We start from the raw sequence: 11,721 nt of genomic DNA on the forward strand, positions 1-11,721 counted from the left end.
GCCGCCGCACCGGCCGGGTTCCGGCCCGACCGGCGGCACGAAAAGCCTCAGCGCCAGAAGGGCTTGACGTCGAGGAGCTCGGACCGCGCGTCCGCGGCCGCGTCCAGCAATTTCTGTGCCCCAGGATCGTCCGGACCCGGCATCGGCGGCCCCGACAGGCTCTCGGTCATCGTCCGGGCCGTCTCCAGATCGTTGAGCGCGCCGAGATGGTCCTGCAGGTCGGAGAGCACGGCACCGAACTTCTCCTGCCGGCGGACAGCCTTCTTCTTCCGGTAGAGACCGGCGAAGAACTCCGCGCCGTATCGGAGCTTCTTGGCGGCGATCCGCGCCCGGTGCCGCGTGTGCGGATCGAGGTGCCGGAGGCCTCGGCCGCGCTTCTTCAGGCGCGCCCGCGCCTTGTCGAGGACCTGCGCGGCGAAGTGCCGTCCGTCGACGGCCGCGTCCGGCCCGGCTGCCCACGACCCCGCCTCGACCCAGCCGGCGAAGTCGATGATGAGCGCGCGCCACTGCGGGTTCTCCAGGGTCGCCGACACCGCGTCGTACGCGGTGGCGCGCTCCGCCTCCGCGCGAGCGCGCAACGCGTCGAGGCCGGGCTCGTCGGGGCGCTGCTCCGCGATGTCCGGCAGCGTGTCGCTCAGGAACACGTCGAGGTTGCGCGCGTGGCCGAAGGGCTCGGTGACGCGCTTGATCTCGTCATTGAAGGCCGCGGCCCGGGGATCGGTCTCCAGCATGGGTCCGAAGAGCGACAGCGCCGAGCGCAGGCGGCGCAGGGCGACGCGGATCTGGTGGAGCGCCTCGGGCGGCCGTCCCCCCTCCAGGAACGCGGTCTCATTGAGGCGCATGTGGCGCAGGCAGGCGCGCGCCACCCGGCGGAAGACCTCCCCGGCGCTCGCGCCCTCGGGCAGCTCCACCGGCTCGGCCTTCACGACGCCCGGCCCTTTCCCGTCGAGAAGCGCGTAGCCGACCGCGCTCTTGGCCTTCACGCCCAGGCGCAGCGGTACGGTCTCGGCCAGCTCCCGCGCCAGCGCGAACAGGTCTGCCGGCTCGCCGGACTGGAGTTCCAGCTCGAGTTCGCAGAGCGGCGCGTCGCCGGAGGCGGTCTCGACCCTGCCCTCGTCAAGGGTGACGAGCACGCGGGACTCGCCCTGGATCACCGGGATCTCCCGACGCATCACGACGGTGGCGAACAGTCGCTCCAGCGGCGAGTCGGCCTCGCGCAGGACCGGCTCGGCGGCCGTGTCGGCCCAGGCCGCTGGCTCCGGCGCCTCGCCGCCGATCTCGGTCTCCCACTCGGCCCGATCGAACAGGCCGACGCCGCCGCTCCCGGCCTTCACGGTCTGGACGTGGCGGCCGCCCTTGGCGCGGACGCGCAGGGTCAGACCGGCCTCGCGGAGGGCGCGGTCGGGCGTGTCGTAGTAGGTCGTGACCAGCAGTTCGGGCTCGGTCGCCGACGCGTCCGTCAGCCGGGGATGGGACGCGAGCGCCGTCAGGTCCGGGCCGGCGCAGTCGAGCTTCAGCTCGACCTCGCGGGGCTCCTCCCCGGCGTTACTATCGGTATCGCTCATACGCTCCTCTTCGTCGCCTGCCACCGCTAACGAGGTAGGGATGGGCTCCGGTTGCATCGGCTCCCACATCGCGCCGCGCGACACCGGCATCGGGGCGTGACCGTCCGACGCACCTGACTCAGCAAAGGGGGGCGGCGTTCCCGTCGTCAAGCTGCGACGCCGCTCCTCCGCGCGGCAGATGGATGCTGCGCTGCGTTAAAATCGCGCTTTCCCAGAACGGCACGGCGTGGCAAGACAAATTGTCCACAATCGATCTGCCACGCAGCCCCGGCCCCGACCGCCCGGCGGCACACGGCGCCACGACGCGCCGGCGCGGCGGATTTCCCATCCGAGCGAGCGGTGCGCCCCTTGTGGACGGCGGCACCGTGGAGATGATCCGGTCGGTGGCTGCTTTGAAGACACTCCTCGTCGGCGTGATCGGGCACGTCGATCATGGCAAGACGGCGCTCGTCCGCGCGCTCACCGGCGTCGAGACCGACCGGCTCAAGGAGGAGCGCGCCCGCGGTGTGTCCATCGTGCCGGGCTTCGCGCTGCTGACCTCCGGACAGGGCGAGATCGACCTCGTCGACCTGCCGGGCCACGAGCGGTTCGTCCGCGCCATGATCTCCGGCGCGACCGGGATGCGGGCCGTCCTGCTGGCGGTCGATGCCCACGAGGGCATCAAGCCGCAGACGGTCGAGCATCTCGAGATCGCGTCCCTGATCGGCGTGCGCCGCGGCGTGCTGGCGCTGACTAAGGCGGACCTCGCGACACCCGAGACCGTAGCGGCCCGCGCCGCCGAGATCGCCGCCGCGGCCGCCCGGGCCGGGATCGAGGCCGGACCGGTCATCGCGACCTCGACCGTGACGGGCGACGGCCTGCCGGAGCTCGCGGCCGCCCTCTCGGCGCTTCTGGCCGAGACGGAGCCCGGCCGCGACGACGGCTTCCCCTACCTGCCGGTGGACCGGGTCTTCTCCCGGCCGGGTTTCGGCACCGTCGTGACCGGGACGCTGCGGCGCGGGCCGCTCGCGGTCGGCGACACCGTCGAGATCGCCCCCGGCGGCCGCACCGCGACCGTGCGCGGCCTGCAGATCCACGGGCGCGCGGTGGAGCGTGCCGAGCCGGGGCGGCGCACGGCGGTCGCCCTGCGCGGGATCGACCTCGACCAGATCGCCCGCGGGCAGGCGCTGTCGCTGCCGGGCCAGCTCGCGCCGAGCCCGTGGCTCGACGTGGCGATCACCGCGGCCGCGAGCCTGTCGGACGCGCTGGCGGGCGGCACGGCCTGTCGCCTGCTGTTCGGGACCACCGAGGTCGAGGCGCGGCTGCGGCTGCTCGACCGCGACGCCCTGGAGCCCGGGGCCAGCACCCGGGCGCAGCTCCATCTCGGCGAGCCGGTGGCGGTGCCGGCGCGGGAGCCGTTCGTGCTGCGGCTCGATTCGCCCTCCGTCACGGTGGCGGGCGGTCGGATCCTCGATCCGGCGAGCCGCCGCCGGCGGCGCCACGATCCCCGGGTCATGGCCGACCTGGCCGCCCTGGCGGCGGGCGGTCCCGCCGACGCGATCACGGTCCGCCTCGGGCAGCTCGGCGCGGCCGGAGCGCCGCTCATCGACCTCGCCCGGATCGCCGGTGTGGCGCCGGACCGGGCCCGGCAGGTGCTCTCCGAAGGCGGCGCCCGGGCGATCGGCGACCGCTTCGTCGGGGCCGCGGCCTTCGAGGCGCTGCGTACCGGCACGCTGGCAGCCCTGGCGCACCACCACCGCGACTACCCGATGGAGCACGGCATCGCCCTCGAGCGCCTGTCGCGCGCCCTGGCGCTGCCCGAGGCGGTGACCGGCGCCGTCCTGCGCGACCTCGCGGCCGCCGGCGCAGTCGCCCAGGCGGCAGCCCTGTGGCGACGGGCCGAATTCGACCCCGCCCGCAACGAGAGCGAGGCCGCCCGCCGGCTGGAGCAGGTCTTCCGCCGCGCCGGCCTCAACCCGCCCGACGAGGCCGAGGCCATCGGCCGTGACGTGCGCCGCCGCGAGGCATTGACCTACCTCGTGGGGGCCGGCACGGTGATCCGCGCCGTCGACCGGGTCCAGCGCCGCGCCGTGCTGTTCCACCGGGAGGCGGTGGACAGCGCCAAGACCCGCCTGATCGACGCCTTCCCGACGGCGCGGACGGCCGAGACCGGTTTCCTGGCCCGGGAGGCCGGCGCGACCCTCGGGATCTCGCGCAAATTCTCCATCCCGCTGCTGGAGCATCTCGACGCCACGGGGTTCACCCGACGGGCGGGAGATCGCCGGGTCATCGTCGCCCTCGAGACCGGGCGCGCGGGCCCGGACGCGGGCCGACGCGGCGCCCAGGACGGCGCGTCCCATTCGTGACGGGGCCGGGAATCTCCGCACCGCGGCACACTCGCACCCGAGGCGCCCTTGAGCCGGTGTCTCCTCGACGAGGGAAAGGCGCGCGCCAGCGCGGTCAGCGCCGGCTCTAGTCATCCGCGCCGAACCAATCGCCGCGACCGGGCTCGTAGCACGTGTACCCGATCAGGCAGTTCGGGTTGTCGCGGGTCGGCCGGAAGGCCCGCCGCGCGATCTCGGTGGGCTCGCAGAACGAGCGGTCGCGGACGAACCGGTCGTAGGTCATGCCGCCGGTCCCGAGGACGAGAGCGCCGCGGGCCTGGATGAGGCGGATCGTCTGCTGGCAGGTCATCGTCGTGCTGGACGGTCGCGTCTGAGCCGCGACCGGCGACGCGGCCAGGACCAGGGCCGTCGCAATCCGGGTCATCATCGCCTTCGCCTCCGCCATCGGTCCTGCGAACAACCCGGCGCGGCCGTCGCCCGCGCTGCGTCGGCTCGCCGCAAGGCGACGCGGCGGGCCCGGGCTAGTCCTCGAAGGCCTCGACGTGGACGGTCCCGGGCTCCTGGCGGCGGGCCCCCTCCTCGATCCGGGCGAGCTGCGCCTGCGCGCGGCCGCAGGGGAAGCCGTAGCGAGCGCGGACGCGATCGCTGGCGATGCCGAGGGCCAGACGGCTCAGGGCGACGAACTCGTCGAGGGGGTAGTCCTGCCCGACCGCGAGGTGGTCCTTGATCACCAGCGACGGCGAGTAGCAGGCCTCGCGGGTCCCGTCCGGCCACCGGATATGGAAGCGCATCTCAGGCATCGCGCGGGACCCGCAGCGTGTTCCAGGCCGCAGCCCCCGTGGCCGCCGCCATCAACGGCGCGTCCCCGGGCGCGAGTTCCGCGTAGGTCGGGAGGTGGCGCGCCGCGCAGGCGTCCCAGACATGCGCCCGGGCGACCTCGCGGCCGGCGTTGCGCAGTCGCGCCCGCCGGCTCGGGTCCAGGCTCGCCCGCATGGCGGCCGCGATGGCCTCTGTGTCCTCCGGATTCACCGACAGGGCTTCCCCCGGGGCGATGTACTCGGTGAAGGGCGGTCTTCCCGACACAATCACCGGCGTGCCGCAGGCCATGGCTTCCAGCACGCACAGGCCGTAGCCCTCCACCAGCGAGGGGAAGACCAGGGTGTCGGCGAGCCGGTAGAGGGCCGGCATGTCCGCCTGCGCCACGGCGCCGGTGCGGATCACCGGCCGGCCGGGGCCGACCTCGAGCCCCTCGCGCTCGAGGGCGGCGCAGCACCGGGCCTCGTACCCGGCATGATCGAGGGACGACGCGCCGCCGGCCACGACGAGCTGCGCGCCGGGCAAGCTCCGGCGCAGGGCCGCGAAGGCCTCGATGATCGCCAGCGCGTTCTTGCGCGCCTCGAAGCCGCCGACACCGAGGAAGACCGGGCCGCCGCCGAGGCCGAGGCGGCGACGGAGCGCGTCGTCCTCCGGCCCGGGATCGGGCGTGAAGGCGGCCGCGTCCACGCCGGTCCCGACCACGTCGGCCCGCGCGCCGTACTCGGCGGCCAGCGTCGCCGCCCAGGTCCGGCTGACACAGAGCAGGCGCCCGGCATCGAGGATCGCGCGCTCCTCCCACTGCGCCAGCCGCGGATCGGTGAACGTGTCGATGCGGTGGACCGTGCGCACGAAGCCCGGGATGAGCCGGCGGCGGGTCAGGGTCGCGAGCGCGTTCCCGCTGACGCGGCATTGGGCATGGAAGACGTCGAAGTCGCAGGCGGCGGGGGTCGAGAAATGCGCGAGGTAATCGGCGATCCGGGCGCCGACCAGCGCCGCGTCGGACCCCGCGGCCGGCTTGGCCGCGACCGAGATCACCGGACACTGCGCCGCGCGGAAGAAGCCGCCGCCGGTCGGATCGGGCGCGTGGACGACCGCCTCGTGGCCCAGCCTGCCCAGGGCCTCCCCGAGCGCCAGAGCGTGGACCACGCCGCCGCGCGGGTCGGTCGAGTGCGTGAGGATCGCGATGCGCAAGCAATCGACCATGGGACGGCGCGTGGAGCCCGCGGCCGGTCGGGGGACGCGCCGCGTCGCCCGACCGCGCGCTCCGCCGCCCTCTCGGAGACGCGTTTCGAAGCGGTCGCATGGTTCATGCCGAGTCGGCCGGGAGGCGCTCGAAAGCGCGGTCGCCGCGACAGGCGGCGCCGATGGGCCGGTCGATGTTGCCGGGAATCCTCGCGCAAGGCCGCCGCTCCCAACTAACGCCTAATTTTGTGTTACGAATTCAGTGTGTTTTCAAACTCTGCCTGGAACCGCTCTTTTCAGGGCCCTGTGTCAGATTGTATCTACCGCTCACGAGAGCCGGAGCCGTCGGTCCCGTGTCCAAGTCGCTGAACACTGTCTTTCCCGCCCGCAGGATGCTGCGCCGCCTCGGTTTGTTGGGCGCCCTCTTGGTTCTGCCGACCGCGGTGCTCGCCTACGCGGACCTGCTCCCCGAATCCCTGGATATGCTGGGCTTCGACCTGGGCGACAGCCCGGACCTGCCGCACGTCGCCCGCCAGATTGCCATCGGCGCCCCGCTCAAGATCGTGGCCTTCGGATCATCCTCGACGGAGGGCGTGGGTGCCTCGAGCCCGGCCAACGCCTACCCGGCCCGCCTCCAGATCGACCTCCGCAAGAAGCTGCACGGGCTGGACGTCGCGGTCATCAATCGCGGCATCGGCGGCGAGCACGTCGACGACATGCTGGCGCGGCTCGACCGCGACGTCATCGCGGCCGAGCCCCAGCTCGTCATCTGGCAGACCGGCAGCAACGACCCTCTGCGCGGTGTCTCGCTGGAGCATTTCCGCGAGGCCACCGTGTCGGCGATCCGCCGGATCCGGGATGCCGGCATCGACGTGGTGCTGATGGAGCCGCAATGGTGCCCGAAGCTCGAATCCACGCCGGGCGCCTCCCGCTTCCGCGACGCCGTGCGCAGCATCGGCGACGAGCTCGACGTGCCGGTGATCCGGCGGGCCGACCTGATGCACGGTTGGGTCCGCGAGGGTAAGCTGACGACCAAGCAGCTCTTCGCCGCCGACGGCCTGCACATGGCCGATCGCGGCTACGCACTCTTGGCCGAGGCCGCCGCGCAGTCGATCCTGCAGGATGCCGGCCCGCTGCGCAGCGCCCAGGCGGTCGCCGAGTAGGCGCCCGGGTCCCGGACCGGCTGGACTCGGCCGGCGATGCTCCCCATCTCGGCGCGATCGAGAGCGGAGCCGAATCTTGAGCCAGGACGCATTCAGGTACGACGACCGGGGCGCCGTCCCCCAGATGCACGCGACCACCATCCTGATGGTCCGCAAGGGCGGTCGCGTCGTCATCGGCGGCGACGGTCAGGTCAGCCTCGGCCAGACCATCGTGAAGGGGAACGCCCGCAAGGTCCGGCGCCTCGCCAAGGGCGCGGTGATCGGCGGCTTCGCCGGCGCCACCGCGGACGCCTTCACGCTGTTCGAGCGCCTCGAAGCGAAGCTGGAGCAGTACCCCGGCCAGCTGACCCGGGCCTGCGTGGAACTGACCAAGGACTGGCGGACGGACCGCTACCTACGTCGCCTCGAGGCGATGATGCTCGTCGCCGACCGCGAAGTCAGCCTGCTCCTGTCGGGTTCCGGCGACGTGCTGGAGCCCGAGAGCGGCGTCATGGCCATCGGCTCCGGCGGCAATTACGCCCTAGCGGCCGCCAGGGCGCTGGAGGAGGGCGACCTCGACGCTGAGGCGATCGTCCGGCGGGCCATGGCGATCGCCGCCGAGATCTGCGTCTATACCAACGGCAACCTCGTCATCGAGGCGCTGGACGCCTGAGACCGGGCTCCGCGGGGCCGGGTCGCGCCGGCCCGACCGTCCTCGCCGCGGCGTCGCGCGCGCAAGGCGTTCCTCGCCGCGCCCGCCTGCCGTCGCTGGCGCTCGAAGCTCAGCAGCACAGCACGGCGCGCGTCCGGCTGACGGCAGCGCACCACAGCTTCCGCGCGAGCTGCACCGCGCGCGAATACGGTCCTGCACCGATTTTCGGGTCTGCCGCCACCCGTCTGTACCGGTAATGCGACCGTAGCGCCGACGAAGACCTTGACCGGTCAACACTCATCTGAGGTTGTAACCGCCGACGACAGAAGAACGCCGGGCGCGCACAGAAATTTGATCGCGGGCGGCGCGCTCTCAACACCTTTCGTCAGAGCTGTCTACGGCGTTAATGCCCAAAGTAAGACAAAATTTACATCGTATAAATTATTACTGACCGCAGGGAACGAGAACCGAATTCCCGAATGGGACCCTGAGGACTGACTATGCGCTCGATCAATGACGTCCGGATCGTAACGAAACTGACTGCCGCTTTCGGCACCTTGGCGGCGGTCACGGTCGGGATCAGCGTCATCGGATACACTCATCTTTCTTCGATCGAGCGCGTCAATCATCTGACGGAGCACTCGTATCAGGTCATCTCGGCCCTCGACGGCCTCACGCAGGCGATGGTCAATCAGGAGACCGGACTGCGCGGATACCTGATCGCGGGCGACCCGAAATTTCTGGAGCCGCTCCACGCCGGCCAGAAGTCCTTCAAGGTTTCCCTCGAGAGCGCCAGGTCGCTCACCGCGGACAATGCCGCCCAGCAGGCGCGCCTGGAGGCCGTGCGCGGCTCGGCGGAGACGTGGTCGAAGGACATCGCCGCGAAGGAGATCGCCCTCGTCGAGGCCGGAAACCTCGACAAGGCCCGGCAGATCGAGGCGAGCGGCGCCGGCAAGGCGTCCATGGACGCGCTGCGCGCCAAGATCGGCGAGGCCGAGAAGGCCGAACGCGACCTCCTGACGGCCCGGAGCGACGAGCAGGCGCGCTCCTTCGGCGCCGCCTACCTCGCGAGCCTCCTCGGCAGCCTCGCCAGCGTCGTCATCGCGGTGCTGCTGGCCTTCCTCGTCTTCGCGATGCTGACCCGGCCCCTCGGCCGTCTCGTGGCGGTGCTGCAGCGCATGGCCCGGGGCGAGATCGAGGCCGAGATCGAGGAGGCCGCCCGAGGCGACGAGATCGGCGCCGTCGGGCGCGCCGTGGACGGCATCAAGGCGATGGTCGCCAAGAAGGCCGCCGAGGAGGCCGAGATGAAGCGCGTCGCCGACGCGGCCGCCGCGGCCGAGCGGCGCCGGACCATGATCGAGCTCGCCGACGGCTTCGACCGGGCGGTCGGCGGGATCGTCGGCATGGTCTCATCCTCGGCCACCGAGCTGCAGGCGACCGCCCGGACCATGTCGGCGACGGCGTCCCAGACGTCGAGCCAGTCGAACACGGTTGCGGCAGCCGCCGAGGAAGCCGCCTCGAACGTCAACACCGTCGCGGCCGCGGCCGAGGAGCTCGGCTCGTCGGTGCAGGAGATCGGCCGGCAGGTGGACGGTTCGGCGCTCCTGGCGCAGCGGGCCGTCTCCGATGCCGATCAGACCGGCGCCCTCGTCCAAGAGCTGAGCAATTCCGTGTCGCGGATCGGCGACGTGGTCGGGTTGATCTCCAACATCGCCGGCCAGACCAACCTGCTGGCGCTCAACGCCACCATCGAGGCGGCCCGGGCCGGGGCCGCCGGCAAGGGCTTCGCGGTGGTGGCCTCCGAGGTCAAGGCGCTGGCCGAGCAGACCGCCAAGGCGACGCACGAGATCGCCGGCCAGATCGCTCAGATCCAGGCCTCGACCGGGCAGGCGGTCACGTCGATCGCCGGCATCACCGACCGGATCCGCGAGATCAGCGGCGTGGCGACCTCGATCGCCGCCGCGGTCGAGCAGCAGGGTGCGGCGACCCAGGAGATCGTCCGCAACGTCTCCCAGGCGGCGATCGGCGCCGGCGAGGTGACGAGCAACATCTCCGGCGTCGCCGGCGCCGCCGATGAGACCGGCGTCGCCGCCGGCCAGGTCCTCGACGCGGCCTCCGAGCTGTCGCGGCAATCCGAACACCTGACCGCCGAGGTCAGCCGCTTCCTCGACACCGTCCGGGCGGCCTGACCGGGTTGGGCGCGGCACGCGCCGCGCCGGCCCCATGCGTCACGGGCGCTCCAGTATCGAGCCAGGACAAATAATTCCGGATCGTCTCAGTTTACTACGTCTTGACGAATAACCTGCATTTTGACGCCAATCGCGCCTCGACGGTTGGATAGCAATGAAAATCGGCGGAAAACTCCTGAGCTTCGTCGGCGCCTGCAGCCTGACGACGCTGGTCGTGGCGGGGGTCAGCGTCGCGACGCTGAAGAGCTTCGAGCGCTCGCTGGCGAGCGTCGAGAGCGCCTCGGTCCGGGCGCTCGACGCGGCCAACTTCAACCGCCTCGCCGCCGAAGTCACCATGGACTCGCGCGGCGTCTACGCCTCCGCCGACCGGGCGGAGGCCGCCAAGTACACCGCCGGGATCCGCAAAGGTCTCGCCGAGATGGATGCGCTGCGGGCCGACTGGGCGCCGCGGGTGACCGAGGCCGAGCGGCCGCTCTTCGAGACCATGGTGCGCAACGCCGACGCGTTCCGCGCCCTCCGGAGCGCCCTCGCGGAGGCGGGCGACACGACCGGCCCCAAGGCGGCCGCCGAGCTCGGGTTCAACGACGCCAACCGGGCGAACCGCAAGGCCTTCCAGGCGAGCATCGACGCCCTGGTGAAACAGGGCCGGGCCGAGATGACGGCGATCAAGGCCGACACCCAGGCGCTGTTCGAGGCGCGCACGCTCCTGCTCCTCGGCCTCGCCCTGGTCGGGACCGTGATCTGCTGCGCCCTCGGACTGCTCATCGGCCAGCGACAGATCGCCCGGCCGCTGCGGGCGGTCTCGGACGCGATCCAGCGCCTCTCGCGCGGCGACCTCACCCTGCCCGCCGTCAAGCCGGGACGCGACGAGATCGGCGCGATCTGGACGAGCATGCAGGTCTTCAGTGACACGATGCGGGAGGCCGAGACCCTGCGGCACGAGCACGAGCGGATGCAGGCCGATACGGCGACGCGCAAGCGCACCGAGATGGCCTGGCTGGCCGAGCGCTTCCAGGGCAGCATCGGCGGCCTGGTCGAGCACCTCGCCGGTGCCGCGGCCGGGCTGGAGCGCGCCGCCGCGACCATGGCGGGCAACGCCGAGCACGCCGGCACGCAGTCGCAGTCGGTCACGCGCGCGGCCGAGACCACGGCCCACAACGTCGAGGCCGTCGCCGCCGCCACCGAGGAGCTGGCCGCCACCGCCAGCGAGATCGGCGTCCAGGTGACCCAGACCTCGACGGCCGCCGAGAGCGCCGTCGAGGCGACGCGGCGGACCCGGGCGAGCGTCCAGGCCCTCGCCCGCAGCGCCGACGGCATCGGGCAGGTCGTCTCCCTGATCTCCACCATCGCCGGCCAGACCAACCTGCTGGCCCTCAACGCCACGATCGAGGCGGCGCGGGCCGGCGAGGCCGGGCGCGGCTTCGCGGTGGTCGCCACCGAGGTGAAGGACCTCGCGACGCAGACCGCCAAGGCCACCGAGGAGATCGCCGGGCAGATCGCCGCCATGCGGACCGCGACCCACGACGCCGTCGCGGCGATCGAGGAGATCGGCGGCACGATCGAGCAGGTCCACGGCATCGCCCTCGGTGTGGCGGCCGCCGTCGAGGAGCAGCAGCTGGCCACCCAGGAGATCGCCCGCAGCGTCTCGGAGGCCGCCAGCGGCACCCGCGCCGTCACCGACACGATGGCGCTGGTCCTGGGTGCGGCCCGGGAGACCGGCGTCAGCGCCGCGGAGGTCCTCGACGCCGCCGCCGATATCGCCCGCCGCTCGAACGGGCTCGGCGGCGAGGTGGCGGGCTTCGTGGCGCAGGTGCGCGCGGCCTGAGCGGACCGGACCGACGGTTCCGCCAG

Annotated in this window: 9 protein-coding genes; 5 read left to right on the forward strand and 4 right to left on the reverse strand. The window is 72.5% G+C overall.

Features of this window, described 5'->3' with window-relative positions:
* Window positions 1-47 precede the first annotated feature (47 nt).
* Window positions 48-1,565, reverse strand: coding sequence for a CYTH and CHAD domain-containing protein (locus tag J3A75_RS20855; RefSeq protein ID WP_070999836.1), 1,518 nt, complete (start codon window positions 1,563-1,565; stop codon window positions 48-50).
* Between the two features lie 371 nt (window positions 1,566-1,936).
* On the opposite strand from J3A75_RS20855, the gene selB reads away from it, so the two are divergent.
* Complete coding sequence (gene selB / locus J3A75_RS20860) at window positions 1,937-3,910, forward strand: selenocysteine-specific translation elongation factor (RefSeq protein ID WP_071000702.1); 1,974 nt, start codon at window positions 1,937-1,939, stop codon at window positions 3,908-3,910.
* A 106-nt stretch (window positions 3,911-4,016) separates the two neighbouring features.
* Here selB and J3A75_RS20865 read toward each other — a convergent pair whose 3' ends face one another.
* The 3 genes from J3A75_RS20865 to J3A75_RS20875 all read right to left on the reverse strand — a co-directional run bounded on the left by J3A75_RS20865 (window position 4,017) and on the right by J3A75_RS20875 (window position 5,908).
* Window positions 4,017-4,316, reverse strand: a complete 300-nt coding sequence (locus tag J3A75_RS20865; protein WP_012320025.1) for a hypothetical protein — start codon at window positions 4,314-4,316, stop codon at window positions 4,017-4,019.
* Between the two features lie 94 nt (window positions 4,317-4,410).
* A complete protein-coding gene (locus tag J3A75_RS20870; protein WP_024829540.1) occupies window positions 4,411-4,689 on the reverse strand; it encodes an MSMEG_0570 family nitrogen starvation response protein in 279 nt (92 codons plus the stop codon).
* Entirely contained in the window at window positions 4,682-5,908 is a 1,227-nt protein-coding gene (locus tag J3A75_RS20875; RefSeq protein ID WP_012320027.1) for an MSMEG_0565 family glycosyltransferase, read from the reverse strand. The genes J3A75_RS20870 and J3A75_RS20875 overlap by 8 nt, the downstream gene beginning before the upstream one ends.
* A 332-nt stretch (window positions 5,909-6,240) precedes the next feature.
* On the opposite strand from J3A75_RS20875, the gene J3A75_RS20880 reads away from it, so the two are divergent.
* The 4 genes from J3A75_RS20880 (at window position 6,241) to J3A75_RS20895 (ending at window position 11,695) form a co-directional block, all read left to right on the forward strand.
* On the forward strand, window positions 6,241-7,050 hold the full coding sequence (locus J3A75_RS20880) for an SGNH/GDSL hydrolase family protein (protein WP_012320028.1): 810 nt from the start codon (window positions 6,241-6,243) through the stop codon (window positions 7,048-7,050).
* 124 nt (window positions 7,051-7,174) lie between these two features.
* Window positions 7,175-7,702, forward strand: coding sequence for an ATP-dependent protease subunit HslV (gene hslV / locus J3A75_RS20885; protein ID WP_024829538.1), 528 nt, complete (start codon window positions 7,175-7,177; stop codon window positions 7,700-7,702).
* Window positions 7,703-8,181: 479 nt separating this feature from the next.
* The gene (locus tag J3A75_RS20890; protein WP_012320030.1) at window positions 8,182-9,870 is read left to right on the forward strand and encodes a methyl-accepting chemotaxis protein; all 1,689 of its coding nucleotides are present in this window, start codon (window positions 8,182-8,184) and stop codon (window positions 9,868-9,870) included.
* Between the two features lie 154 nt (window positions 9,871-10,024).
* On the forward strand, window positions 10,025-11,695 hold the full coding sequence (locus J3A75_RS20895; protein ID WP_209650715.1) for a methyl-accepting chemotaxis protein: 1,671 nt from the start codon (window positions 10,025-10,027) through the stop codon (window positions 11,693-11,695).
* Window positions 11,696-11,721 lie beyond the last annotated feature (26 nt).

It is taken from the genome of Methylobacterium sp. PvP105, assembly GCF_017876975.1.
Taxonomy (GTDB): domain Bacteria; phylum Pseudomonadota; class Alphaproteobacteria; order Rhizobiales; family Beijerinckiaceae; genus Methylobacterium; species Methylobacterium radiotolerans.

Bases quoted from the DNA above. Each gene is read 5' to 3' on its own strand.
- J3A75_RS20890 (WP_012320030.1), top strand. From the start codon at position 8,182: ATGCGCTCGATCAATGACGTCCGGATCGTAACGAAACTGACTGCCGCT.
- J3A75_RS20855 (WP_070999836.1), bottom strand. From the start codon at position 1,565: ATGAGCGATACCGATAGTAACGCCGGGGAGGAGCCCCGCGAGGTCGAG.
- hslV (WP_024829538.1), top strand. From the start codon at position 7,175: ATGCACGCGACCACCATCCTGATGGTCCGCAAGGGCGGTCGCGTCGTC.
- J3A75_RS20895 (WP_209650715.1), top strand. From the start codon at position 10,025: ATGAAAATCGGCGGAAAACTCCTGAGCTTCGTCGGCGCCTGCAGCCTG.
- selB (WP_071000702.1), top strand. From the start codon at position 1,937: ATGATCCGGTCGGTGGCTGCTTTGAAGACACTCCTCGTCGGCGTGATC.
- J3A75_RS20875 (WP_012320027.1), bottom strand. From the start codon at position 5,908: ATGGTCGATTGCTTGCGCATCGCGATCCTCACGCACTCGACCGACCCG.
- J3A75_RS20865 (WP_012320025.1), bottom strand. From the start codon at position 4,316: ATGATGACCCGGATTGCGACGGCCCTGGTCCTGGCCGCGTCGCCGGTC.
- J3A75_RS20870 (WP_024829540.1), bottom strand. From the start codon at position 4,689: ATGCCTGAGATGCGCTTCCATATCCGGTGGCCGGACGGGACCCGCGAG.